26 protein-coding genes and 2 tRNA genes are annotated in these 25227 nt (G+C 65.2%); 13 read left to right on the top strand and 15 right to left on the bottom strand.

The annotated features are described in order from the left end of the window. Positions 1–137: 137 nt before the first annotated feature. From OPU71_RS01455 to OPU71_RS01410, 10 genes are all read left to right on the top strand, one after another. Positions 138–611 carry a DUF4124 domain-containing protein gene (locus OPU71_RS01455; RefSeq protein WP_267724254.1) on the top strand — a complete coding sequence of 158 codons (474 nt, stop codon included), beginning with the start codon at positions 138–140 and terminating at the stop codon, positions 609–611. A 90-nt stretch (positions 612–701) separates the two neighbouring features. Then, positions 702–1790 (top strand): nitrogen regulation protein NR(II), encoded by a 1089-nt coding sequence (gene glnL, locus OPU71_RS01450; protein WP_267724252.1) that lies wholly within the window; start codon positions 702–704, stop codon positions 1788–1790. A gap of 61 nt (positions 1791–1851) precedes the next feature. Then, positions 1852–3246 (top strand): nitrogen regulation protein NR(I), encoded by a 1395-nt coding sequence (gene ntrC, locus OPU71_RS01445; RefSeq protein ID WP_267724250.1) that lies wholly within the window; start codon positions 1852–1854, stop codon positions 3244–3246. 138 nt (positions 3247–3384) lie between these two features. Next, a complete protein-coding gene (locus OPU71_RS01440; RefSeq protein WP_267724247.1) occupies positions 3385–4176 on the top strand; it encodes a biotin--[acetyl-CoA-carboxylase] ligase in 792 nt (263 codons plus the stop codon). Continuing rightward, positions 4176–4937 (top strand): type III pantothenate kinase, encoded by a 762-nt coding sequence (locus tag OPU71_RS01435; protein WP_267724245.1) that lies wholly within the window; start codon positions 4176–4178, stop codon positions 4935–4937. The genes OPU71_RS01440 and OPU71_RS01435 overlap by 1 nt, the downstream gene beginning before the upstream one ends. Before the next feature lie 33 nt (positions 4938–4970). Then, positions 4971–5990, top strand: coding sequence for an SPFH domain-containing protein (locus OPU71_RS01430; RefSeq protein ID WP_267724243.1), 1020 nt, complete (start codon positions 4971–4973; stop codon positions 5988–5990). An 85-nt stretch (positions 5991–6075) separates the two neighbouring features. Beyond that, entirely contained in the window at positions 6076–7995 is a 1920-nt protein-coding gene (locus tag OPU71_RS01425) for a DUF4178 domain-containing protein (RefSeq protein WP_267724241.1), read from the top strand. Beyond that, positions 7995–8135: a hypothetical protein gene (locus OPU71_RS01420; protein WP_267724239.1), complete on the top strand. Its 141-nt coding sequence runs from the start codon at positions 7995–7997 to the stop codon at positions 8133–8135. Before OPU71_RS01425 ends, OPU71_RS01420 begins: the two co-directional genes overlap by 1 nt. Positions 8136–8151: 16 nt before the next feature. Then, a complete protein-coding gene (locus OPU71_RS01415) occupies positions 8152–8370 on the top strand; it encodes a DUF350 domain-containing protein (protein WP_267724237.1) in 219 nt (72 codons plus the stop codon). A gap of 78 nt (positions 8371–8448) precedes the next feature. Next, complete coding sequence (locus OPU71_RS01410; RefSeq protein ID WP_267724234.1) at positions 8449–9972, top strand: polyamine aminopropyltransferase; 1524 nt, start codon at positions 8449–8451, stop codon at positions 9970–9972. Here OPU71_RS01410 and OPU71_RS01405 read toward each other — a convergent pair. Beyond that, positions 9969–10433: a hypothetical protein gene (locus OPU71_RS01405; RefSeq protein WP_267724232.1), complete on the bottom strand. Its 465-nt coding sequence runs from the start codon at positions 10431–10433 to the stop codon at positions 9969–9971. The two genes, OPU71_RS01410 and OPU71_RS01405, sit on opposite strands and share 4 nt — an antisense overlap. A gap of 154 nt (positions 10434–10587) precedes the next feature. On the opposite strand from OPU71_RS01405, the gene OPU71_RS01400 reads away from it, so the two are divergent. Further along, the gene (locus OPU71_RS01400) at positions 10588–12657 is read left to right on the top strand and encodes an ATP-dependent helicase (protein WP_267724230.1); all 2070 of its coding nucleotides are present in this window, start codon (positions 10588–10590) and stop codon (positions 12655–12657) included. Positions 12658–12692: 35 nt separating this feature from the next. Beyond that, the gene (chrA, locus tag OPU71_RS01395) at positions 12693–14033 is read left to right on the top strand and encodes a chromate efflux transporter (protein ID WP_267724228.1); all 1341 of its coding nucleotides are present in this window, start codon (positions 12693–12695) and stop codon (positions 14031–14033) included. 82 nt (positions 14034–14115) lie between these two features. On the opposite strand, the gene OPU71_RS01390 is transcribed toward chrA, so the two are convergent. From OPU71_RS01390 to OPU71_RS01340, 11 genes are all read right to left on the bottom strand, one after another. Beyond that, positions 14116–14352: a thioredoxin family protein gene (locus OPU71_RS01390; RefSeq protein WP_267724226.1), complete on the bottom strand. Its 237-nt coding sequence runs from the start codon at positions 14350–14352 to the stop codon at positions 14116–14118. 11 nt (positions 14353–14363) lie between these two features. Then, positions 14364–15410 (bottom strand): permease, encoded by a 1047-nt coding sequence (locus OPU71_RS01385; RefSeq protein ID WP_267724224.1) that lies wholly within the window; start codon positions 15408–15410, stop codon positions 14364–14366. Between the two features lie 89 nt (positions 15411–15499). Then, positions 15500–16069 (bottom strand): sigma-70 family RNA polymerase sigma factor, encoded by a 570-nt coding sequence (locus OPU71_RS01380; RefSeq protein ID WP_267724222.1) that lies wholly within the window; start codon positions 16067–16069, stop codon positions 15500–15502. Positions 16070–16071: 2 nt separating this feature from the next. Next, positions 16072–16689 (bottom strand): LutC/YkgG family protein, encoded by a 618-nt coding sequence (locus tag OPU71_RS01375; protein ID WP_267724220.1) that lies wholly within the window; start codon positions 16687–16689, stop codon positions 16072–16074. After that, entirely contained in the window at positions 16686–18098 is a 1413-nt protein-coding gene (locus OPU71_RS01370) for a LutB/LldF family L-lactate oxidation iron-sulfur protein (RefSeq protein ID WP_267724218.1), read from the bottom strand. Before OPU71_RS01370 ends, OPU71_RS01375 begins: the two co-directional genes overlap by 4 nt. Then, entirely contained in the window at positions 18095–18862 is a 768-nt protein-coding gene (locus OPU71_RS01365; protein ID WP_267724216.1) for a (Fe-S)-binding protein, read from the bottom strand. The genes OPU71_RS01370 and OPU71_RS01365 overlap by 4 nt, the downstream gene beginning before the upstream one ends. A gap of 100 nt (positions 18863–18962) precedes the next feature. After that, complete coding sequence (locus OPU71_RS01360) at positions 18963–19985, bottom strand: hypothetical protein (RefSeq protein ID WP_267724214.1); 1023 nt, start codon at positions 19983–19985, stop codon at positions 18963–18965. Positions 19986–20121: 136 nt separating this feature from the next. Then, on the bottom strand, positions 20122–20688 hold the full coding sequence (gene ruvC, locus OPU71_RS01355) for a crossover junction endodeoxyribonuclease RuvC (RefSeq protein WP_267724212.1): 567 nt from the start codon (positions 20686–20688) through the stop codon (positions 20122–20124). Beyond that, positions 20685–21563, bottom strand: coding sequence for a DMT family transporter (locus OPU71_RS01350; RefSeq protein WP_267724322.1), 879 nt, complete (start codon positions 21561–21563; stop codon positions 20685–20687). The genes ruvC and OPU71_RS01350 overlap by 4 nt, the downstream gene beginning before the upstream one ends. Further along, entirely contained in the window at positions 21560–21793 is a 234-nt protein-coding gene (locus OPU71_RS01345) for a hypothetical protein (protein ID WP_267724210.1), read from the bottom strand. The genes OPU71_RS01350 and OPU71_RS01345 overlap by 4 nt, the downstream gene beginning before the upstream one ends. Positions 21794–21840: 47 nt before the next feature. After that, entirely contained in the window at positions 21841–22566 is a 726-nt protein-coding gene (locus OPU71_RS01340; RefSeq protein WP_267724208.1) for a YebC/PmpR family DNA-binding transcriptional regulator, read from the bottom strand. A gap of 153 nt (positions 22567–22719) precedes the next feature. On the opposite strand from OPU71_RS01340, the gene OPU71_RS01335 reads away from it, so the two are divergent. After that, the gene (locus tag OPU71_RS01335) at positions 22720–24243 is read left to right on the top strand and encodes a helicase HerA-like domain-containing protein (protein ID WP_267724206.1); all 1524 of its coding nucleotides are present in this window, start codon (positions 22720–22722) and stop codon (positions 24241–24243) included. A gap of 55 nt (positions 24244–24298) precedes the next feature. Here the strand turns inward: OPU71_RS01335 and OPU71_RS01330 are convergent. The 3 genes from OPU71_RS01330 to queC form a co-directional block, all read right to left on the bottom strand. Beyond that, a tRNA-Lys gene (locus OPU71_RS01330) sits at positions 24299–24374 on the bottom strand. 17 nt (positions 24375–24391) lie between these two features. Further along, a tRNA-Lys gene (locus tag OPU71_RS01325) sits at positions 24392–24467 on the bottom strand. A 62-nt stretch (positions 24468–24529) separates the two neighbouring features. Next, positions 24530–25210 (bottom strand): 7-cyano-7-deazaguanine synthase QueC, encoded by a 681-nt coding sequence (queC, locus tag OPU71_RS01320; RefSeq protein WP_267724203.1) that lies wholly within the window; start codon positions 25208–25210, stop codon positions 24530–24532. Between the last annotated feature and the right edge of the window lie 17 nt (positions 25211–25227).

Here is a 25227-nt window from a genome sequence, read left to right as displayed (position 1 = left end):
CGGTTTGGTGCACGAGAGGACGGGCTTGCCCGTCCTCTTTTTTTGCCTGTCGCAAAGTGCTTCAATTCGTGTCCGCGCTTGGCATCGTGCCGCGCCGCGCCTACACTCGACAGCCCGTCCTCACGTGTGACGATTGCATGACTCTGATCCGTATCGCCTTAGCCCTCGCGGCTTGTTCCATTGCCTTGCCCGCTGCGGCGGATATCTACAAATGCGTGGATCCGGTATCCGGCAAATTGACCTACACCAACACCAAAGTCGGTGAGAAGGGCTGCACCCTGCTCTCGCGCGATCAGAATGTGTCGTCGGTGCCGGCAAGCTCGGCCAAGAAGCCGGCGGCGGCTACCCCGTCGGATTTCCCGAAGGTGGATGCGTCGACCCAGCGCAGCCGCGACAGTGACCGCCGGACGATTCTCGAGACCGAATTGGCGACCGAGGAGCGTGCGCTCGAAGCGGCGAAGAAGGAACTCGCTGACCAGGAGTCGCAGCGCATGGGCAATGAAAAGAACTATGACAAGGTGCTGCAGCGCTTGAAGCCCTTCCAGGATCAGGTTGAATTGCACCAGCGCAACGTTGACGCAATTCGCGCCGAGATTCGCAAACTCAAATAGATGTGACGGGGCGGCGGTAATTCGACGGCGGTTTTAAGGTTCGTTGATGCCGCAATCCGGGGTGGCTCGCTTCTTGCTAAATCTTGTGGCATGACGCGCGAAACCGCCCCAAAGAATCCTTCCTTCGAAGCCTTGCCCGAGGCGCAAATCGCGGGGCTTGATCTGCTTGCGTCGGCGGTTGTCCTGGTGGATGACGCGCGCGTGGTTCGTTACATCAATCCCGCAGCCGAAAACCTTTTTGAAGTCAGCGCGCGGCAGTCGACCGGGCGCCCGTTGGCGGCCTTGCTGGGCGAACCGCCGGGGCTGGACGGCGCGCTCGATAATGCGCTGGCGAACAACTGGAGCTATACCGGGCAGAATCTGCTGCTGACTCGTGGCGGGCGTGAGACGCTGCATGTGGACTGCACCGCAACGCCGGTTGCCGTAGGCGGCGCAAGCCTGTTGATGGAATTCCGCCCGATCGATGCGCAGCTGAAGGTTGCGCGTGAAGAGCGTTTGATCGAACAGCAGCAGGCCAATCGCGAACTGATCCGCAACCTTGCGCACGAGATCAAGAATCCGCTCGGCGGCATCCGGGGTTCCGCGCAACTGCTGGCGCGCGAGCTGGCTGATCCGCAGCTCAAGGAATACACCGAGGTGATCATCGCCGAGGCCGATCGGCTGCAGGATCTGATGCAGCGCTTGCTCAATGCTCACCGCGCCATGCAGCCGGGGCCGGTGAACATCCATGACGTGCTAGAACGTGTGCTGCGCCTGATTCGCGCCGAGTTCTCCGGCGTGAAGATGAAGCGCGACTACGACACCAGCCTGCCGGAGCTTACCGGCGACCGCGAGCAATTGATCCAGGTGGTGCTCAACATCGCGCGCAACGCCGCGCAGGCGATGCAGGGCGAGGGTGAAATCCTGCTCCGCACGCGGGCCTTGCGTCAGGTCACCCTGGCCAAGAAGCGCCACAAGCTGGCGCTTGAGTTGCGGGTGATCGACAGCGGGCCGGGCATCCCACCGGGTATCCGCGACCGGATTTTCTATCCCCTGGTTTCCGGGCGCGACAGCGGAAGTGGCCTCGGGCTCTCGATCGCGCAGAGCTTTGTCGAACAGCATCAGGGGATGATTGACGTGGAGAGCGTGCCAGGCCGAACCTGCTTCACGATTGTCTTGCCGATACGGGGCGACGAGTGAGTGTTGAGGCGTGCGGGTCCGGCTCGGGCCCTCAGTCCCCACCCCTTACCAAGTGCACACCATGAATCCGATCTGGATTGTTGACGACGACCGCTCCATCCGCTGGGTCCTCGAAAAGGCACTCACGCGCGAGAACATCCCCCATCGCAGCTTTGGCTCGGCCACCGAAGCATTGGCTGAACTTGACGGGGGCGCGCCGCCGCCGCAAGTAATGATGAGCGACATCCGCATGCCGGGCGAATCAGGCTTGGTGCTGCTGGAAAAAGTGAAGGCGCGCTATCCGAGTCTGCCGGTCATCATCATGACCGCGTATTCGGATCTGGATAGCGCCGTGTCGGCCTTCCAGGGCGGCGCGTTCGAGTATCTGCCCAAGCCTTTTGACGTTGATCAGGCGGTCGAACTGGTTCGCCGTGCGATCGAAGAGAGCCGCCATCGCGGCCCGATCGCGGAAGAGACGACGACCGTGCCCGAGATTCTTGGGCAGGCACCGGCGATGCAGGAGGTATTCCGCGCGATTGGCCGCTTGGCCCAGTCGCACGCGACGGTGATGATCAACGGGGAGTCCGGCTCCGGCAAGGAACTCGTTGCCCGTGCCTTGCATCGGCACAGCCCGCGCAAGGATCAGCCCTTCATCGCGATCAACACCGCGGCGATTCCGAAGGATCTGCTCGAATCCGAGCTCTTTGGCCACGAGCGCGGCGCCTTCACCGGCGCCACCGCGCAGCGCCGCGGGCGTTTCGAGCAGGCCGAAGGCGGCACGCTCTTCCTCGATGAAATTGGCGACATGCCGTCAGAACTGCAGACGCGGCTGCTGCGCGTGCTCTCTGACAACCATTTCTACCGCGTCGGTGGTCATCAACCGATCAAGGCAAACGTGCGCGTGATCGCAGCGACGCACCAGAACCTTGAGACCCGCGTGCGCGATGGGCTCTTCCGCGAGGATCTGTTCCATCGCCTCAACGTCATTCGTTTGCGCCTGCCGCCGCTGCGCGAACGCAAGGAAGACGTCCCACTGTTGGCGCGCCACTTCCTCTCCCGTTCGGCGCAGGAGCTTGGCGTCGAAGCCAAACGCCTGTCCGACGCTGCGCTCAAGTACATGCAGACGCTCGAATTTCCGGGCAACGTACGGCAACTGGAGAACCTTTGCCACTGGCTCACCGTGATGGCGCCGGGGCAGACCGTGGACGTCGGCGATTTGCCCGGCGAATTGCGCGAGCAGCCGTCGCGCGCGAGCTCTGAATCCTGGATCGACAGCCTGGCGCTTGAGGCCGATCGCCTGCTCGCGAGCAAGCCGGGTGAAGTGTTCGACATGCTCACGCGCGAGTTCGAGAAAACCATGATTCGTCGTGCGCTCAACACCACCGGCGGTCGCCGCGTCGAGGCCGCACAGTTGCTGGGGATCGGCCGCAATACGATCACCCGCAAGATCCAGGAACTGGGGATGGACGACGAGTAAGTCAGCCCGGCAGGCACCGCGTCTTGATGCGTGTGCCTGCCAGCGCCTTGCGCGCTGGACGCAACAACCGCCATCCTTCGGCAGCCGCCTTGCGGTGCAGCCGTTACACTGCGCGTTTTCCATGCCCGAATTCACGCAGTGTCCGACGCTATCGATCAACAACTGGCCCGTCTGAAGTCGCAACTGGGCCCGCTCGCCGCGCGCTTTGATGCGGATCTGCTTGAAACCTGCACCTCTACCAGCGCAGTGCTGAGCGAGCGGGCGCTCGCCGGCGCGCCGTCGGGGAGCGTGCTGTGGGCCATCGAGCAGACCGCGGGCCGTGGGCGGCGCGGGCGTGTGTGGGTCGCCCGACCCGGCGCGAGCCTGACTTTCTCGCTGCTGTGGCGCTTTGCGCCGGGCGTTCGTTTGTCGGGCCTGAGCCTTGCGGTCGGGCTGGCGGTGGCGTGTGCGCTTGAGCGATTGGGCGCGCGGGGCTTGGCGCTCAAGTGGCCCAACGACATCTGGCTCAACGGGCGCAAGCTGGGCGGCATCCTGATCGAGTTGCAGCAGAGTGGCGGGCGCACTGCAGCGCTCATCGGCATCGGGCTCAACATCAAGGCGCCCCAGGCGGGCGATGTGATCGACCAGCCAGTGGCGGGCCTGGATGAATCCGGCGTCACCACGTGCGATGCGGGGGGCGTGCTTGCTGCCGTGCTGGCCGAGTTGGCAACGGTGCTAGACGGCTTCGCCGCCGCCGGCTTTGCGCCGTTTCGCGATCAGTGGCAGGCGCGCCATGCGCTGCAAGACGAGGCCGTGCGCCTGATCGACGACACCGGCGAGGCCGAAGGCATTTGCCGTGGCGTGGATGCCGAAGGGGCTTTGATGCTTGAGCGCAATGGCACGCTGGTCCGGGTGCTCGGGGGTGATGTGTCCTTGCGGAGGCCCGCCTGATGTATCTGTTGATTGATGCCGGCAACACCCGCATCAAGTGGGGGTTTCATGATGGCGCGCGCTGGCTTTGCCGTGAAGACCTGACGCACGATGCGCTCTCCACCTGCGACTTTGCCCGCTTCGGTGAGCCGAGCCGGGTGCTGGTGGCGCATGTGGCCTCCGATGCGATCCGTGCGTTGATCCTGCAGCAACTGGGGCCTTGGGCGGCGCGGGCCGAATGGCTGGTCGCGGGCCTGCAGCGTTGCGGGCTGACTAACCGCTATGCCGAGCCGGGCAGGCTGGGGCCGGATCGCTGGGCCGCTGCGATTGGGGCCTGGCACCGTGTGCGGGGGGCCTGCGTGGTGGTCTGCGCGGGGACCGCGACCACCGTGGATGCCATCGACAGCGGTGGCAATTTTCTGGGTGGCTTGATCCTTCCTGGCCACGGCCTGATGCTGCGGGCACTGGCCGGCGGCACCGCGGCCCTGCCGCTGGCGGAAGGCGATTGCGTGGCCTTCCCGAAGAACACCCACGATGCGATCGAAACCGGCATCCGCTACGCGCAGTCGGGGGCGGTGGAACGCTTCCGGCAAGAGATGCCGCAGCACACGCCGGTGGTGCTTTCCGGCGGCTCGGCCTCGGCGCTGGCGCCGCTGATCGCGCCGCCGCGCATCGACTTTCCGAACCTGGTGCTCGAAGGCCTGTTGTGCGTTGCGCGCGAAGCGCAGCGGGGCGTCGAGCGGCGGGCAAATCCCGTGCAGACCCGCGGCGTGCTGGAGTAGCATGCTGCAGCATTCAAACAGGAGGCTCGCGCCATGGCACTGATGGATTTCATCAAGAAACAGTTCATCGACGTCATCCACTGGACTGAAGAGGACGACAGCGTGCTGGTGTCGCGCTTTCCGATGCAGGACATGGAGATCCAGTACGGCGCGCAGCTGACCGTGCGTGAATCGCAGGCAGCCTTGTTCGTCAACGAAGGGCGTGCCGCAGACGCCTTCACGCCGGGCATGTACACGCTGAAAACGCAGACGCTGCCGATCCTCACGTATCTGCAGAACTGGGACAAGCTGTTCGCATCGCCGTTCAAGAGCGATGTGTACTTCTTCAGCACCCGCCTGAAGCTCGATCGCAAGTGGGGCACGCCGCAGCCGGTGACGATCCGTGACAAGGATTTCGGCATCGTCCGCCTGCGTGCCTTCGGCCTTTATGGCTACCGCATCGTCGATCCGAAGCTCTTCCACACCGAAGTGAGCGGCACCCGCGAGCACTACACGGTGGACGACCTCGATGGCCAGCTGCGCGGCACGATGGTGTCGAGCATGAGCGAGCTGTTCGGCGAATCGGGCGTGGCCTTCCTCGACATGGCCGCGAACCTGTCGGAGTTCGGCGCGCAGCTCAAGGCGCGCATGGAGCCGGCCTTCGCCAAGTTCGGCCTGGCACTCGACAACTTCGTTGTCGAAAGCGTGTCGCTGCCCGAAGAACTGCAGAAGGTGCTTGATCAGCGCATCGGCATGAACATGGTGGGCGACCTCAACAAGTTCACCCAGTACCAGACGGCCAACGCGATCCCGATCGCGGCCGGCAACGAAGGCGGCATCGCCGGGGCCGGCGCGGGCCTGGGCGCCGGCATGGCGATGGGGCAAGCGATGGTGGGCGCCTTCACGCAAGCGGCGCAGGGCGCTGCACCGGCGGCGGCTGCCGGCGCACCGGCGCAGTCGGCCGAGGATCTGATCGCATTGCTGGAGAAGCTGCACGGCCTGAAAGAGAAGGGCATTCTCAGCGCCGAAGAGTTTGCGGCGAAGAAGGCCGAGCTGCTGGGCAAGCTGTCCTGAGCCTTGCGCGACGGATGCGGGCGGTGCGCTGATGCTTGCCCGCTAATGGATTCATTGGCCAGGAACCCTCAGCCGCAGTGCGCGCATGCCTGTTAACGTAACTTGCCCTTCTTGTGGCGCCGCGGTGCGCTTCCAGTCCGCCGCGTCGGCGCTGGCGGTGTGCGGCTATTGCCGCGCGACGCTTTCGCGCGACGGTGAGGCGCTCAAGAACATCGGCCGCATGGCCGAGCTGTTGCCGGACCAAAGCGCGGTTCAGCTCGGCACCCAGGGGCGTTGGCGCGGCACCGCCTTTTCGGTGGTCGGTCGCCTGCAGTTGCGCTACGACGCGGGCTTCTGGAGCGAATGGCACATCCTGTTCGACGACGGCAAGTTCGGCTGGATGTCCGAGTCGGGCGGTCAGTGGACGGTGACGCTGCCACAGGCCGCGCGCCCTGAATTTCCACCCTTTGCTGCCTTCAAGCCCGGCACCCGGGTCCAGCTGGCGGGCAAGGTCTTCGAGGTCAGCAACAAGGAAGAGGCAGTCTGCCTTTCGGGCGAGGGCGAACTGCCCTTCGTCGTCGGCCCCGGCTATCTGGCGCCGGTGATCGATCTGCGTGGCCCGGATGGGGCTTTCGCCACCATCGACTACTCGTCTGACCCCGCGAGCTGTTACGTTGGCGAGTCCGTCGATGCGGCGGCGCTCAAGCTCTCGAATACCCGTGATCTGGCCAGTGAAGCGCTGATCGCCACGCCCAGCCGCAAGGCCGACACGATCGCCTGCCCTGCCTGTGGCGCCCCCTGGGCGCTGCACGACCAGAGCGTGCTTGCGATGGCGTGTGCGCGCTGCGGTGCCTTGTCCGATATTGATGGCAAGATCGCCAAGGTGCGCGATGCGGCACGTCAGGGTTCGCTTGTGCGGCCGCCGCTGCCGCTGGGCAGCAAGGGCAAGTTCGAAGGGGTCGAGTGGGAAGCGATCGGCTTCATGCGCAAGGGCGTGCCACATGAGTCGGGAAACTGGGACGAGTACCTGCTCTACGACGGCAAGGGCGGGTTTGCGTGGCTCGTGAGCGAGCGCGGGCACTGGAACTTCGTACGCCAGCTCAACAAGTTGCCAGTACAAAGCCTGGCGGGTGCCCGGCCGGGCTACACCGTGGGGAAGGATCAGTTCTCGCACTTTGCCGACTACCGGGCGGAGGTCATCGCGGTGCTGGGGGAGTTCACCTGGCGCGTGCGGGTGGGTGAAACCGTTCATGTGCGCGACTTTGTTGCCCCGCCCAAGGTCTTGTCATGCGAGCAAACCGATAACGAATGGACCTGGTCGCAGGGCTACTACCTCTCGCCCGACGAGGTCACGGCCGCGTTCGCCCTCAAGAAGCCGCTCGGTCAGGCGCAGGGCGTCAATGCCTGTCAGCCCAATCCACACGCCGGGGCGCGCTGGCGGGTTCTGGGCTTGTTCATGGTTTTCGCCCTTGTCGCCTGGGCAGTGCATAGCTGGTTTTCGGGCGGGAGCGAGGCGGTGTTCAAGCGCACTGAACTGGCGCTGACGCCGGGGCTGGAATCGACCACGACCTCCGAACCCTTCCGGATTGCGTCGGACCAGCGGCGCGTCGAGGTCGATCACTACGCACCGGTTTCGAATACCTGGGCCGGGGTCGTCGTCGAGCTGGTCAACCGCGATACCGGCGCGAGCTTTGATGCGGCCAGTGAGATTGCCTACTACTCGGGCTACGATTCGGACGGTTCCTGGTCCGAGGGGCGGCAGACCGGAAATGCCGTTTTCTATGGTGTGCCGGCCGGTGAATACCATCTGGTCGTGCGTGGCGAGTTGCCGCCTGACGCGCCCCAGGGGCTGTCCGATCAAGTCACGCTGCGGGTGACGCCGCCGCCGTTTTCGAACCTGCTGGTGTGCTGGATCGTGCTGCTGGTGTTTCCGGTGTTTGCCTTCATGCGCAGCTACAACTTCGAAGTGGCGCGATGGAGTGAAAGCGATCACCCGATGACCAGCAGTTCGGAGGATGAGGACTGATGATCCGGGTCTTTTCTGTTACGGCGCTGATTGCGATTTCCATGCTTGGCTGGATGGATTCGCGCGGTTACGGACTGTTCGATGAGCGCGGTTCGTCGTCGAGCGCGCGTTCCGGTAGCGGGCGCACCTATCACAAGTAATCAAGGGGGCTGGTCCATGGAGTTCTTCTTCAATTCAAAGCCGCTGCTGGGGTCGCTGGTCTATTCGATTCTTGGCGTCGTCATCTTCTGGGTGTCCTTCATCATCGTCGACAAGATCACGCCCTACGATTTGTGGCGCGAGATCGTCAAAGAGCGGAACCTGCCGCTGGCGATCATCGTTGCGGCAATGTGCCTGGGCATTGCGATCATCGTTGCCGCCGCGATCCACGGTTGATCAACACCCTTCATCCAGGCGCCGCGGCTGGCGGCGCCTTGCCCGGCGTATCCGCTGTGCGCCGACTCCACTGAGCCCATGAGCTTTCCCGACTATCGGCCGCAGCGCCAGGCGCTGCTGGTGTCCGTTTTCATCGTCGCCTCGTGCGGCCTGGCCTACGAACTGGTTGCAGGCGCGCTTTCCTCCTACCTGCTGGGGGACTCGGTCACGCAGTTCTCCACGGTGATCGGCACCTATCTTTTCGCCATGGGGATCGGCTCGTGGCTGTCGAAGTACATCGAGCGCGACCTCGTCTTGCGCTTCATCCAGCTTGAGCTGCTGGTGGGGCTGATCGGTGGCTTCACGCCGGCCGGCCTGTTCAGCGTGTTTGCGCTCGAGGCGGCGCCGTTCCGCGTGATGCTCTACGCCGCCGTGCTGGCGGTTGGCACTCTGGTCGGCATCGAGATTCCGCTCGTGATGCGCATCCTCAAGCGCGATCTGTCGCTGCGCGACCTGGTCTCACAGGTGCTCACGGTGGATTACCTCGGCGCCCTGGCGGTATCGATTGCCTTTCCGCTGATTCTGGCGCCCCAGCTTGGGCTGGTGCGCACCGGGCTGCTGTTTGGCTTGCTCAACGCGGCGGTGGCGCTGTGGGCGGTGTGGGTGTTCCGTGAGCAACTGCCCCGCGCACGCCTGGTCCTGGTGCAGTGCGGGCTGGTGCTGGCCTTGCTGGCCGGCGGCTTCGGGTTTGCGGGGCGCTTCACCGAATGGGCCGAGCAGCAGATGTATCAGGACCAGATCCTCTACACCCGCAGCACGCCCTACCAGCGCATCGTGCTGACCCGGTGGAAGGACGACTTGCGGCTTTTCCTGAACAACAACCTGCAATTCTCGTCGGTCGACGAATACCGCTACCACGAAGCGCTGGTGCATCCAGGCCTGTCATCGCTGCCCTGGGCCAAGCGGGTGCTGGTGCTCGGCGGCGGCGACGGTTTGGCGGTGCGCGAAGTCCTCAAGTACCCACAGATCGAGCACGTCACCCTGGTGGATCTGGACCCCGGCATGACCGAGCTGTTTCGCGACGCGCCGGCCCTGCGCAAGCTCAACGGCGATGCCTTGCATTCGCCCAAGGTGCGGGTGATCAACGCCGACGCGGGCCGCTGGCTGGAGGACGCGCGCGATACCTTTGACTTCGTGATCGTGGATTTCCCCGATCCATCCAACTTTGCCGTTGGCAAGCTCTACACCACTGCGTTCTATCGCCTGCTGGCGCGGCACGTGTCCCCGCAGGGGCGCATCGTCGTTCAGGCGACCAGCCCGTTTTATGCGCGCAAGGCGTTCTGGACGGTGGTCAGCTCACTCGAGGCGGCTGGCCTGCAGACCGCGCCCTACCATGCGCTGGTGCCCTCGTTCGGCGAGTGGGGCTACATCCTTGCCGGCCGCACCGGCTATGTGCCGCCTGAAACGCTGGTGGTTCCCACCCGCTTCCTCACCGCGCGGGGCCTGCCTGCACTGTTCGAGTTTCCGGCGGACATGGCGCGGGTCGACGCGCCGCCCAATCACCTGAATACGCAAAACCTGGTGCGCACTTTCGAAGAAGAGTGGCGGCGCGCGATTCGCTAGTTGCGCTTGCCGTGGAATGCCGCGTTGCGCTCTTGCGGGTCGTTGCCGAGCAGCCAGGGGTCATTCGGCAGAAAGGGGTTGCGCGGCGGCAGTGAGGCCATGCACAGATCGTGCAGGTGCAGCAGCTCCAGCACCACGGCCTCTTGAAAGCCCTGGCGGCCGCAGCGGCGATCGAGCAGCAGTTCGTTCAGGTAGGTCAGCGTTTCGATCGGTTTGCCCCACAGCTGGGCAATGTGATTGGTCAGGCGCGGATAGCTCTCTGCCAGATGGGTTGCCTTGGCCTGGGCGGGCAGGGCGTCGAGCCATGTGCGGGCGACCAGGCTCAGCGGTGTTGCAGGCAGGGCCTGGTTCGCGATCGGGGAGACCCGTGGGCGGGGCGCCTGTACCGGTTTTCGCAGCGCGGCGTCGAAGGCCATGCGCGCCTCGGTGGGGCTGACCTGCTCGAAGGGAAGCGTGTGCACGTAAAACTCCAGCGTCCGAAATGACAAAGGAATTATGGTCGAACTTTCAGGCTTTGCCGGGAAAGTTTCCCCAGCATGCGCCGATCCGACCGGCATGGCGAGTCATTTGGCTGCCGGGTGTATATTCATACATGTAACCTTCCGGATTCGAAGCATGTCTGCCCCAGCCTCCCCGCCCGTCGCTGCCGCCACGACGGAACACCTGAACCCGCAACAACGCGCCGCGGTTGATTACCGCGGCAGTGCGCCTTTGCTGGTCATTGCCGGCGCCGGATCAGGCAAGACCAACACGCTTGCGCACCGGGTCGCGCAGCTGGTGCTGGGCGGGGCCGATCCGGCGGCGATTCTGCTGCTGACCTTCTCGCGCCGTGCCGCGGTGGAAATGACGCGGCGTGTTGAACGCATCCTGGGTGCGGCGAGTGACGATCCCGCGCTGGCCCGCGCGGCACTCACCTGGGCCGGTACCTTTCACGGCATCGGCGCACGCCTGCTGCGCGAGTACGCCGAGCGGATCGGGCTTGGCCAATCCTTCACGATCCACGATCGCGAAGACTCCGCCGACCTGATCAACCTGGTGCGGCACGAGCTGGGCTTCTCGGCCAAGGAAAAGCGCTTCCCGACCAAGCAGACCTGCCTTGCGATCTACTCCCGCGTCGTCAACACCGAAGCGCCGCTTGCCGACGTGCTGCGTGACAGCTTCCCGTGGTGTGCGATGTGGCACGACGATCTGCGGGCGCTGTTCGGCGCCTATGTGGCGGCCAAGCAGCGCCAGGACGTGCTCGACTACGACGACCTGCTGCTCTACTGGGCGCACATGGCGAGCGAGCCGACGTTGGCGGCCGAACTGGGCGCGCGCTTCGAGCATGTGCTGGTGGATGAATACCAGGACACCAATCGCCTGCAGGCCGCTATCCTCAAGGCGCTCAAGCCGGACGGCCGCGGCCTCACGGTGGTGGGTGACGACGCGCAGTCGATCTACTCCTTCCGCGGCGCGACGGTGCGCAACATCCTTGAATTTCCCGATCAGTTCGCGCCACCTGCGGCGGTGGTGACGCTCGAACGCAACTACCGCTCGACGCAGCCGATCCTTGCTGCATCGAACGCGGTGATCGGGCTGGCGGCCGAACGCTTTACCAAGAATCTGTGGTCTGAGCGCAAGGCGACGCAGCGGCCACAGATCGTCACCGTGCGCGACGATGCCGACCAGGCGCGTTACGTGGTGGCGCAGGTGCTGGCGCGGCGCGAGGAGGGCGTCCGGCTCAAGAAGCAGGCGGTGCTGTTCCGCGCGGCGCATCACAGCGCGCCGCTCGAAATCGAACTCACGCGCAGCAACGTGCCCTTCGTGAAGTTCGGCGGCCTCAAGTTCCTCGAAGCTGCGCATGTGAAAGACATGCTCTCGGTGCTGCGCTGGGTCGAGAACCCGCGCGACCGCGTGGCCGGCTTCCGCGCGGTGCAGTTGATGCCCGGCATCGGCCCCAAGAGCGCTGCGCGTATCGTCGACCTGGTCGAGGCCGCGAACGACCCGGTGGCGGCGCTGGCGGATTTCCCGCCGCCGCCCAGCACCGGCGAGGCCTGGGCGGCGCTGCCGCAACTGCTCGGCGACTTGCGTCTGCGCGGCGCATGGCCCGGCGATATCGAACGCGTGCGGCGCTGGTTCGCCCCGCATCTTGAGCGCAAGTACGAGGACGCGGCCATTCGCGAAGCCGACTTGCTGCAGATGGAGCGCATCGCCGCAAGCTACCCCTCGCGCGAGCGCTTCCTCACCGAACTCACGCTCGATCCGCCTGACGCCACCAGCGATCAGTCCGGTGTGCCGCTGCTCGACGAGGACTATCTGATCCTCTCCACCATCCACTCGGCCAAGGGGCAGGAGTGGGAGTCGGTCTATCTGCTCAACACGGTGGATGGCTGCATCCCGTCTGACATGGCCACCGGCAGCAGCGCCGAGATCGAGGAAGAGCGGCGTCTGCTTTATGTGGCGATGACGCGCGCCAAAGACAGCCTGCACCTGATTACCCCCCAGCGCTTCTACATCACCCAGCAAGCCGGGGCGGGCGATCGGCATGTGTACGCACAGCGCACGCGCTTCATTCCGGCAAGCATGCTTGAGCACTTTGATGACGTGGTCTGGCCGGTCGCCGGCGGCACCGCGGCGGGGGTGGTGACGCGCCCGCCGCAGGCCGTGATCGACATCGCGGCCAAGCTGCGCGGCATGTGGCGCTGACGGCGTGTCATCTGCGCAGGCTAGAATCGCGTGCCATGAAGCCTGCCGACGCCGTGCCGCCTGACGCCCCCTCACCGATCAGTTTTGGCCAAGCACTGCGCTTCTGGCTCAAGCTTGGTTTCATCAGCTTTGGCGGGCCTGCCGGTCAGATCGCGATCATGCATCAGGAGCTGGTCGAGCGCCGGCGCTGGATCTCGGAACGGCGCTTCCTGCATGCACTCAACTACTGCATGGTCCTGCCCGGCCCCGAAGCGCAACAGTTGGCCACCTACCTTGGCTGGCTGATGCATCGCAGCTGGGGCGGCGTGCTGGCCGGGGCGCTGTTCGTGCTGCCCTCGCTGGGCATGCTGATCATGCTGTCATGGGCCTACATTGCGTTGGGCGATACCCCGCTGATCGCCGGCCTCTTCTACGGCATCAAGCCCGCCGTTGCCGCAATCGTGCTGCATGCCGCGCATCGCATTGGCACCCGCGCGCTCAAGAACAGTTGGCTGTGGGCAATTGCCGGCGCATCCTTCGTCGCGCTCTTTGGCCTGCACCTGCCCTTTCCGCTGATCATCATCGCGGCGGCCGTCATCGGCTACCTGGGCGGCAAGTGGGCGCCCGAGCGTTTTGCGGTGGGGCGCGCGCACACTGCTGCGAAGCAGGCGTTTGGCCCGGCCTTGATCGACGACGACACACCCACCCCGGCGCATGCGCGTTACGCCAGGGGCCGTCTGCTGCGGGTTTTGCTGGCCGGGGCGGTGCTGTGGTGCGCGCCGATGGCGGTGTTGCTGCTCTGGCAAGGCTGGCATGGCACGTTGACGCAGATGGCGTGGTTCTTTACCAAGGCGGCGCTGCTGACTTTTGGTGGCGCCTATGCCGTGCTGCCTTACGTGTACCAGGGCGCGGTGGTGCACTACGGCTGGTTGAGCCCGACGCAGATGATCGACGGCCTCGCGCTGGGCGAAACCACACCGGGGCCGCTGATCATGGTGGTGGCCTTCGTCGGTTTTGTGGGTGCTTACGTGAAAGCCGTTTTGGGGCCCGACATGCTGTTCGCCGCCGGTGCAAGCGCCGCTGCACTGGTGACCTGGTTCACCTTCCTGCCCTCGTTCATCTTTATCCTGGCCGGTGGCCCGCTGGTCGAATCCACCCACGGCGACCTGAAGTTCACCGCGCCGCTGACTGCGATTACTGCCGCCGTGGTGGGCGTCATTGCCAACCTCGCGCTGTTCTTCGGTTACCACGTTTTGTGGCCGCACGGCCTTGCGGCGTCGCCCGATCTGCGCGCGGTCTTGATTGCCCTGCTGGCGGCGATCGCGCTGTTCCGCTTCAAGCGCACGGTGATCGAAGTGATCCTCGCTTGCGCCGTGCTCGGCCTGATCCTGCGCTGAGTCGGCGCCGCCAGGCCGGTGCCGCGAGCGAGGGCTCGCCCGCTTCGCCGGGCTGCGGCGACAGGTGGCGTTCAGCGCGGCGTCAGGCCGCGAACCAGCCCTCGACTTTCAAGCGCGGCGGCACGCCACCGGCGTGCACCACCTGCCCGTCGATCACTACGCCAGGCGTCGCCATCAGGCCGTAGCCGACGATGTCTTCCATCTTTTCGACCTTTTCCAGCGTGATCTCCACGCCGCGGGCCTGTGCCACTTCCTGCACCAGCGCCACCGTGTTGCGGCAGTTCGCACAGCCAATCCCTAGCACTTTGACGTTCTTCATTTCTCGCTCCTTCACAAGACCAGATTGAACACATAACCGACCAGCAAAATCCCGCTCGCGACAACGCCGACAAACACCGCGATCAGGCGCGGTTTGAGGACTTTGCGCAGGATTACTACCTCAGGCAGTGACAGTGCGATCACGCTCATCATGAAGGCCAGCACGGTGCCCAGCGCCGCGCCCTTGGCCAGCAGCGCCTGCACCACCGGGATCACGCCGGCCGCGTTGGTGTAGATCGGTACCCCGATCAGCACCGCCAGCGGCACCGACCACCACGCGTCCTTGCCCATGAAGCTAGCCATGAAATCCTGCGGCACATAGCCGTGGATGCCGGCGCCGATGCCGATGCCGACGAGGATGTAAGGCCATACCCGGCCAACGATCTCGCGCACCGCCGCAAAGCCCGATTCGATGCGCTCTCCGAGCGCGCCCGCATCGCCCACCGGGCCCACCGCCACGCGCGGCATCTTCGCCACCCAGTCCTCAAGGTAGGCCTCCATCCTCAGGCGCCCGATGATCCAGCCGGACACGATCGCCACGCTGAGCCCGAGGCCAAGGTAGAGCAGCGCGATGCGCCAGCCGAACAGGCCGAACAGCAGGGTCAGCGCCACCTCGTTGACCATTGGTGCCGAGATCAGGAAGGAGAAGGTCACCCCCAGCGGTACGCCCGCCTGCACGAAGCCGATGAACAGCGGCACCGCCGAGCAGGAGCAGAAGGGCGTGACGATGCCGAGTGAGGCGGCCAGCACGTTGGCCGCGCCTTCGCGGCGCCCGGCGAGCAGCGCGCGGGTGCGCTCCGGCGTGAACCAGGAATTGACCATGCCCATCACGAAAACCACCCCGGTCAGCAGCAGCAAGACCTTGGGTGTGTCGTAGAGGAAGAACTGCAGCGCGCCGCCCAGGTGGCTGCTGCGCGCCACCGGCAGGCGTGCGACCAGCGCTTCGGAGAGCGGCGCAAGCGTCTGGTAGAGCGCCAACCACAGCATTGCGGCGAGCGCGAGGAAGCTGCGCGGATGGCGCTGCGGCCAGTACTGGAGTGGGGCGGAGAGGGCGATCACGTTCAGTCTCGTCAGGGATTGCAGCGCACCGGGTGGTGCTTACCCTTGAAGACGAGGCGGGCGTGAAAAGGATGCAGTGTTCCTGGGATTTATTCGGCGGGCGGCCTCGGCACGAAGCAGCAAACCTCGCCCGCCGCGTCGAAGCGCACCTGGCACACCGTGGTGAGGTGGGCGCGCAGACGCTTGCGGGCGCGCTGCACGCGCGACTTTGCGCCGGGCAGCGAGAGGCCCTTGTGCTGCGCAAACGCGGCCTGCGTCATGCCTTCGAGGTCGCAGCAGACCAGTGCTTCGCGGTCTTCCTCGTCCAGTTCGGCGAGCGCGCGCGGCAGGCAACTGGCGAGGCTGTCGACCGGCGCCGGGGCTTCCGGCTCGATGGAGAGATCCTCCGGCAGTTCGACCATTTCGTGACGTACCCGCAGCCGATCGGCCAGCGCGTTGCGCGCCACTTCGAACAGCCAGGCGCGGGCGTTATGCAGCGCGCAGAAGCGTTCGCCCTGACGCAAGGCCTTGAGGAAGAGCTCCTGCAGCATGTCTTCGGCCTCATCAGGCGAGGCCACACCCGCGAGGCGGCGCTGCAGCCAGTGCCGCAACTCGCCCTCGTGCCGATGCCATGCCGCCATCAGGCAGGGCTGCACGGTCGCTTGCTCGGGCGCGGCCATGCTCAGCTGCCCACCAGCAGGATGTGCACCGCGCGCGGCCCGTGCGCGCCGATCTGTATCGTCTGCTCCACATCGCCGGTGCGCGAGGGGCCGGCGATCAGGTTCACCGCGCGTGGCATGGCGCCGCCGGCGCGAAGACGCTGCCACACGTCTTCTTGTGCCGCAACGATATCGGCCTCGCGCAGGACCACGATGTGGTATTCGGGCACGAAGTTGTGCGTGATCGGCGAATCGGGGCCAGAGCACATCGCCAGCGTGCCGCTCTCTGCGATGCCGGCTGCGGCCAGCGAGACGGCGGTTCGCGTTTGCATGACGGCGGCGCCGGTGTCGCGCGTGATCACACTGGGCCAATCGAGCGCCGCAAGCGGGCGTGCCGAGGCGATCTGCAGCGGGAGTGCGTGGGCTTCGAGATAGGCTTGCACGGCGGCAGGCACCTGCGCGATCGCATCGAGCCGTTCGACGCTGCAAGCGTGCTGCACCGCGCGGGTGAGAAAGCGTGCAAGCCGCTCGGACGCATCCATCGCTGCAATCGCGTAGGGCGCCTCCGGCGTCCGGGGGGCTTGTCCCTTGCGGGCCGCCAGTGCGCGGCGCACATCGGCGAAGACCTGTTCTCGGCTCATGATTTGCCCCGCTGCGCCTGCCACTGTTCGATGAAGGTGTCGCCCTGCGGTGCGGGCAGGTCGCGCACCTGCGTCCACGCGCCGGCGCCGGGCAGGCTTTTGATGCGCCCGGCGCGGCCCGCGCGGGCGCGCAGCAGTCGTGTGCCGAAGCGCTCCAGCGCGTGGTACAGGTCCGGATGGCGCGCCACCCAGCCCCAGGCGGCGAGCAGGGTGCGCTGGCGCGCCGGCATCAGCCCGGCCTTCACCTGTTCGCTGCGCAGCGTGCGGATCAGCTCCGTGAGCGGAATCTTCACCGGGCATACGCTCTGGCAACGGCCGTTGAGCGTGCAGGCGTTGGGTAGGTCGTAGTGCTCGGCCATGCCGTTGAACAGCGGCGTCAGGATCGCGCCCATCGGCCCCGGGTAGACCCAGCCATACGCGTGCCCACCGATCGCGCTATACACCGGGCAGTGGTTCATGCAGGCGCCGCAGCGGATGCAGCGCAGCATGTCGTGGAACTTGCCGCCCAGCATCTTCGAGCGGCCGTTGTCGACCAGCACAACGTGGTATTCCTGCGGCCCGTCCGGGTCGCCGGCGCGGCGCGGGCCGGTCGAGATCGTCGTGTAGCACTCGGTGTCCTGCCCGGTCGCGCTGCGCGCGAGGATGCGCAGGAATACCGAGAGGTCGTCCAGCGTCGGCAGAACGCGTTCGATACCCGAGGTGACGATGTGCACCCGCGCCAGTGTTTGGCTCAGGTCGCCATTGCCTTCATTGGTGACGATCACGCTGCTGCCGGTTTCGGCGATCAGGAAGTTGCCGCCGGTGATGCCGACATCGGCCTCGAAGAACTTGTCGCGCAGCACATGGCGCGCCTCGTTCACCAGCCCGGCGACCGACTCCTCGCGTGGGCGGCCGGGGTGGTGCGCTTCGAAGAGGTCTGCCACCTGCTCGCGCGTCTTGTGGATCGCCGGCGCGATGATGTGCGAGGGCGCCTCCTGCGCGAGCTGGATGATGTACTCGCCCAGATCGGTCTCGACCACCTCGTAGCCTTCGGCTTCGAGCGCGGGGTTCAGCGCGATCTCTTCGCTGACCATCGACTTGCCCTTGCAGATCGTCTTGGCGTTGGCGTCGCGGCAGATACCGAGGATGATCTCTCGCGCCTCGGCCGCATCACTGGCGAAATGCACCTTCCCGCCAGCCGCCTCCACCGCGGAGGCATAGCGTTCCAGCCAGACATCCAGCTCGCCCAGCACCGCGTTCTTGATCTGCGCGGCACGTTCGCGCAGCGCTTCGAAGTCCGGCAACTCGGCGATTGCGCTGGCGCGCTTGGCGACGAAGAGCGGCTTGAAATTGCCGAGCGCCTTCTGCAGCGAGGGGTCCTTCAGCGCCAGTGCCGCGCGCGACTCGAAGCTGCCACCGGGCGCGCTCATCGCGGCCCCTCGTCGCCGATCGCAGGCCCATCTGCGCGTCCCGCCAGCACTTCGGCCGTGTGCAGCACGCGGATGCGCGAGCCCTGCCGCTTGAGCCGCCCGGCGATGTTCATCAGGCAACCCAGATCACCGCCCAGCAGCGTGTCTGCCCCGGTGGCGGTAAGCGAGCGGATCTTGTCGTCCACCATCTTTTCCGAGATCGCCGGGTACTTCATGCAGAAGCTGCCACCAAAGCCGCAGCACACCTCCGCGTCGTCCATCTCCAGCAGCGAGAGTCCTTTGACCTGGCTCAGCAGTGCGCGTGGCTGCTGCTTCACGCCGAGCTCGCGCAGGCCGCTGCAGGAATCGTGGTAGCTCGCGCGGCCTGCGTAAGTGGCCGTGACATCCACCCGCAGCACGTCCGCAAGAAATAACAGCAGTTCGTGTGACTTGTCGGCCAGCGCACGCGCACGCGGCGCCCAGTCGGCGTCGTCGGCGAACATCTCGGGATACTTGTGGAGCGTGCCGATGCAGGAACCCGAGGGCGCGACAACGTAGTCGAAGCCCTCGAATTGTTCGATCACCTGTTTCGCCAGCGCGCGAGCGGTGTCATCGGTGCCGGCCGACCAGGCAGGTTGGCCACAGCAGGTCTGCGCCGCCGGCACAAATACCTTGCAGCCGGCGCGCTCCAGCAAGGCAACAGCCGAGAAACCGATGTTCGGCCGGAATACATTCATCAGGCAGGTGGCAAACAAGCCGACCTGCGGTACGCGCTGCTGCGTCATCCGACCCCCTGTCGTGTCAGGTGTCACGATAGGCGCGGGGAGCGAATGACTCAAGTGCAATGCAAGTGGCCCGCCTTCGGGCGGAGGCGGGCCGCACGCGTCAGAACAGCTTCGCAAGCTCCTGCATCGTCAGGTTGCGGGTGGTGTCGATCGAGCCGTTTCCGTCCGCATCCAATGCAAGCGTCGCGACGTCGTTGGCGATGATGACATCGAGCACCGCCGGCTTTCCTTGTGCGGAGATCCGCATGCTGCCGCTGACGATGCTGCCGTCGGCCGCCAGCGCGATTGGCGTCGTGGTGCGTGTCAGGAGCGTACCTTCAATTGGACGCGTGACGCCGACACTGCTCAGCCTAGCGGCCGACGAGAAGTCGACGATCGATCCTCCGCTAGCTTGCTCGCTGACGCTTGCCTGGTAACTGTCATGTACCACTGACACGAAGCGATCGCCTTCGCTCTGCATCCAGCCGGGGGTGCCTTGAACGATGGTGGTGGCGCGCCCCGCGTTGCTCGTCATGGTGATGCGCAAGGTGCCAAACAGGTAATTGCTTCGGCCTCCTGCCGTGGCGGTGGACAAGGAGAACTCCGCACGCAGGTCGGCTGAGGTCGCGACACCGTTGGCTTGTGTCAGCGAAAGGACATACAGGTCAAACCCCCCGTTGATGGTGTCGTTGCCGTCCTTGCAGTTATTCGCTCTGAGGCGGAAGGGTTCGAGTGTGTCGGCCTGGTTGTTCAGATTCTTGTCCCAGATCGAAATGGCGACGCTCCCACCGCCAGGGCAATTGGTGCTGCTGATCGGAAGGAGTACTTCTGGGGGAGAGGGGACGGGGCTCATCGCCAATTCAGGGGGTGGGGCGATCCGGGCCGCCGGTAATGGGCCGGCGCTGGCGGGCGCCAGAGCGGCCGTGATGTGTTGCAGCGCGCCTGCGATGGCGCCGGATGCCGTCGGGCTGCCGAACTGCCCGATGCTCTCCAGCCCGGTTGAGAAATCTGCAGTGTTTGCGCTGGCGATCGAAGCGGCAGCGACCGCATTCATGTTGTCTGCACTGATCTCTGTTGCGCCGGCCGGCGGAGGTGGTGGCGGCGGCTCCGTGCCGCCTCCTCCGCCGCCGCAGGCGGTGAGCACGACGCACAGCGCCGCAACGCTGCCAAGCGGGCGAAGGGACGTGAAGTTCAGCATGACGATGGGCTCCGTGATTAATGCGTTGAACTCTATGGCTGGCAATCGTCTCAGAATGGCATCTGTTCCGGTGTGACTGACGTCACCTGAGCGGCTTTGCTCCAGGTGGCAGCACGCGCCCGCCGCGTCGCCGGCCGCCGGCCGGCGTCACGATGCCGAAGCCGTGCCCGGTGTGGGCGTGGCAGATCGCGCAGGCGAGCGCGTCGGCGGCATCGGATTGCGGCACGCCGCCAAGGCTCAGCAGCCGCACCACCATGTGGGAGACCTGGTCCTTGGTGGCGCGGCCCTGCCCGACAACCGATTTCTTGATCTGCATGGTGCCGTACTCGGCGACCGGTAGCCCCGCGGTGGTGGCGGCCGCGATGGCGGCGCCACGCGCCTGCCCCAGCAAGAGCGTGGACCAGGGGTTCTTGTTGAGGAAGACTTCTTCGATCGCGGCTTCATGCGGCGCGTACTTGGCGATGACTTCGCGAATGCTGTCGAACACGACGCCCAGGCGCTGCGGCAGGGCCTCGGCCTGGTTTGTGCGGATGCAACCGCTGGCAACATAGGTGAGCCGTGTGCCGACCTTGTCGATCACACCAAAGCCGGTGCTTTGCAGACCGGGGTCGATGCCGAGGATGCGGATGGCGCTGATTGAAGTGTTCATCGCGCGCGGGCCATCCAGACGCCGGCGACGGCGAGCACCATGCCGCCAAGCGCAAGACCGGTCAGCGTTTCGCCGAAGATCGCCCAGGCGAGCACCGCAGTGGTGGGCGGCGTGAGGTAGAACAGGCGCGCGACATTGACCGCGCTTCCGCTGCGGATCAGCAGGTTGAGCAGGGTGATGGCGCCAATCGATAGCACCAGCACCAGCCACCCCAGCGCAAACAGGAACTGCGGGTTCCATGTGACGTGCATGGTTTCATGCGCGAAGGCGAACGGTGCGGTGAGCAGCGCGCTGGCGAGAAACTGGATCACTGAGCCGGTGCGCAGATCGAAGTGCGGACAGAATCGCTTCTGGTAAAGCGTGCCGAGCGTGATGCCAAGCAATGCAAGCAGCGCTGGCAGCATCATCGCCCCCAGCTGCGCGGCAGGGACTGCGCCCGTCTTGTGTGCGACGACCAGGGCGACGCCAACGAATCCCAAGCCCAGACCGGCCCATTGCCGTGGCGAAACGCGTTCAGCCAGTACCACACCAGCGCCAATCGCCGTCAGCAAGGGCTGCAGGCCAACGATCAGCGCGGTGATGCCGGCGGGCAATCCGCGATGGATGGCGGTGAACACGCCGCCCAGATACAGCGCGTGGATCAGTACGCCGCTGGCGGCGATGTGAAGGGTTTGCCGCAGATCTCGCGGCCAAGGCGCGGCCATGGCGGTGGCGATCAGCGCCAGCAGCACGATCACGCAGAGATAGCGGATCAGCAGGAAGGTCAGCGGTTCGGCGTAGGGCAACCCGAGCTTGGCGCCGATGAATCCGCTGCTCCAGAGCAGCACGAACAGCAGCGGCGCAAGCTGGCCGAGGTGACGCGTCGCGGGGTTCAGGTGCGCGCCTTGCGTTCGTCGTGGATGCGGCGGGCGACGGCTACGATCAGGTGCGCCCGGGCGGCATCGAGTGCAGGCAGGTGGTCGCGCAAGGTGCGGTAGGCCAGCAGGTCTTGCGGGTGCCCGGCCCAATGACCGGAAGGCTCAAAAAAGGGTGCGATCAGTTCGTAAGCGTCGTCGATCTGCTTGCGCAGTTCGAGGTCGCGACGGCGTTCAGGCGTACCGGTCATGGGGATACCTCAGCGCCGGGCGCGCGCGGACGCCCGGCCCAGCAGACTCAATCTTCAATCGCTGCCGAGGTATACACCTCTTGGACGTCGTCGAGCGCATCGAGCGCGTCGAGCAGCTTCTGCATGCGAATGCCGTCGTCACCCGTCAGCACGGTCTCGTTGAGTGCCTTCATCGTGACTTCGCCGAACTCTGCCTTGAATCCTGCGGTCTCAAGAGCTTCCTTGACTGCGGTGAATTCCCACGGACCGGTGATGACTTCGATCGAGCCATCTTCGTTGGTCACAACGTCTTCCGCGCCGGCTTCGAGCGCGGCGTCCATCAGTGCATCTTCGCTGGTGCCGGGGGCGAACAGCAGCGTGCCGCAGTGCTTGAACTGGAACGCAACCGAACCATCGGTACCCATGTTGCCGCCGTACTTGGAGAAGGCATGACGTACATCCGCCACGGTTCGTACCTTGTTGTCGGTCAGGCAATCGACCATCACGGCGGCGCCGGCGATGCCGTAGCCCTCGTAGCGGCACTCTTCGTAGACAACGCCTTCAAGCTGGCCGGTGCCGCGCTTGATCGCGTTCTCGATGTTGTCCTTGGGCATCGACTCGGCCTTGGCCTTGTCGACGGCCAGGCGCAAGCGCGGGTTGGCGCTCAGGTCGCCGCCGCCCATCTTGGCGGCAACGGTAACTTCCTTGATCAGTTTGGTGAACACCTTGCCCCGCTTGGCGTCCTGCCGACCCTTGCGGTGCTGGATGTTGGCCCATTTCGAGTGACCAGCCATGATCCGAATTCCGAGTAATCACAAAGCCCGCAATTCTACACCCTGGCAAGAAGCGAACACCGCACGCGCGCTTGCGTTGCGTCAGCCGGTGCCGTCAGCGACTTGCACCTGCATGCTAATCTCGCAACCCACTTCACCCATCAGGAGTCGCCCATGACCGCACCACTCGTGATCGCTCGCGTCGACCAGCAGGACATCGCGCTGCTGCCACAACTGGCCAACCGTCACGGACTGATTACGGGGGCAACCGGGACCGGCAAGACAGTGACCTTGCAGAAGCTGGCCGAGTCATTCTCTCGGATTGGCGTGCCGGTGTTCATGGCCGATGTGAAGGGCGATTTGAGCGGCCTTGCCGCGGCAGGCAGTGAAACCCCCAAGCTCAAGGCGCGCGCAGAACAGTTGGGCATTGAACTGCCCGCGTTTGAAGCCTGCCCGACGGTGTTCTGGGATGTATTTGGTGCGTCCGGCCACCCGGTCCGCGCGACCGTCTCCGACATGGGCCCCTTGCTGCTTTCTCGCCTGCTCAATCTGAACGACACGCAGTCCGGCGTGCTGCAACTGGTCTTCAAGATCGCGGACGACAACGGCCTCCTTTTGCTGGACATGAAGGACCTGCGCGCAATGGTTCAGCATGTGGGCGAGAACGCCAAACAGTTCACCACCGAGTACGGCAACGTATCGGCAGCGTCGATCGGCGCGATCCAGCGTGGCTTGCTGTCGATCGAACAAGAGGGGGCGGACAAATTCTTCGGCGAGCCGATGCTCGACATCGCCGACCTGATGCAGACCGACGCCAAGGGCCACGGCGTCATCAACGTGTTGGCGGCGGACAAGCTGTACGGATCGCCGCGCCTGTATTCCACCTTCCTGTTGTGGATGCTGGCCGAACTCTTCGAGCAACTGCCCGAGGTGGGGGATCTTGAAAAGCCCAAACTGGTGTTCTTCTTCGATGAGGCGCATTTGCTGTTCAACGAAGCGCCGCCTGCGCTGCTGGAGAAGATCGAACAGGTCGTGCGCCTGATTCGTTCGAAGGGGGTCGGCGTGTACTTCGTGACACAGAACCCGCTCGATATTCCCGACACCGTGCTGGGGCAGCTGGGCAACCGGGTGCAGCATGCCTTGCGGGCTTTCACCCCGCGCGATCAGAAGGCCGTGCAGACGGCCGCGCAGACGCTGCGAGCCAACCCGAAGTTCAACGCAGCAAGCGCCATCATCGAGTTGGGCGTGGGTGAGGCCCTGGTGTCATTTCTTGATGAAAAGGGGCGGCCGGCGGTGGTTGAACGCGCCTTCATTACTGCGCCGGGCACCCGCATTGGCCCGCTGACCGCGCCTGAGCGTGAGGCGGTCGTGAAAGGCTCGCTGCTCTACGGGCATTACGAAGAAGTGCTTGATCGCGAGTCTGCCTACGAGCGGCTTCGGGGCGCAGCCGCCGGCGGCGCGGCTGCCGTGCAGCAGGGTGGTGACGCGCCCGGTGCCGAAGCGGAGGGAGGTGGCTTCGGCGGCATGCTGAGCGATATCCTGTTCGGCAGCACTGGGCCGCGCGGCGGCCGCAAGGAGGGGGTTGTTCAGACGGCCGCCAAGAGCATCGCACGCACCATGGGCAGCGAAGTGGGGCGCCAGATCATCCGTGGCGTGCTCGGTTCGATGCTTGGCGGCGCGACGAAACGGCGGCGCTGAGCCGCGGCGCAAAAAGAAAAAGCCCGGTTCGAGAACCGGGCTTTTTTTGATGTCTTGGTAGGGGCAGTAGGGGTCGAACCTACGACAAACGGATTAAGAGTCCGCTGCTCTACCAACTGAGCTATACCCCCAAATCTGTTTCAACTGCTGGTGGGTCGGGCGAGATTCGAACTCGCGACCAACGGATTAAAAGTCCGCTGCTCTACCGACTGAGCTACCGACCCCCGAGAAACAGAGCACGAGAATATAGGTTGTTGGCGTCAGTTTGTCAACCTGGACCTGAAGATCAAGTCCGGTAAGGCGTTGGATCCGGGATGCCGGCGGCCTCGAAGCCTGCGCGGCGCAAGCGGCAGGCGTCACAGGCGCCGCAAGCGCGGCCCTCGTCGTCGGCCTGATAGCAGGAGACCGTCATGCCGTAGTCGACGCCCAGGGCGGTGCCGCGTTCGATGATCTGGGCCTTTGAGAGTTCGATCAGCGGGGCGTGAATCTTCATCCGCGCCCCTTCTACGCCAACCTTGGTTGCAACGTCGGCAAGCTTCTCGAAGGCGGCGATGAATTCTGGGCGGCAATCCGGGTAGCCGGAGTAGTCCACCGCATTCACGCCGACGAAGATGTCGTTGGCGCCGAGTACTTCGGCCCAGCCCAGTGCGAGCGAAAGCATGACGGTGTTGCGCGCCGGGACGTAGGTGACGGGAATGCCGGGCTCGATGCCGCCGACCGGCACGGCGATCGCCGCGTCGGTCAGTGCAGATCCGCCGAAGATTCCCAGGTCGACGCGCGCGGTGCGGTGTTCGCGCGCTCCGAGTGTGGCTGCGACCCGCGCAGCGGCCTGCAGTTCAGCCGCATGACGCTGGCCATAAGAAACCGAGAGCGCGTAGGGGACAAAGCCTTCGGCACGAGCGATGGCGAGGCAGGTTGCCGAATCGAGTCCGCCCGAGAGCAGGACGACAGCGCGGCGTTCGGTCATGAGTGTTCCTTCAATCA

The sequence above is a fragment of the Niveibacterium sp. 24ML genome, assembly GCF_026586805.1.
GTDB lineage: Bacteria > Pseudomonadota > Gammaproteobacteria > Burkholderiales > Rhodocyclaceae > Niveibacterium.
The sequence above is the reverse complement of the archived record's forward strand: the minus strand, read 5'-3'. Positions and strand labels throughout refer to the sequence as shown.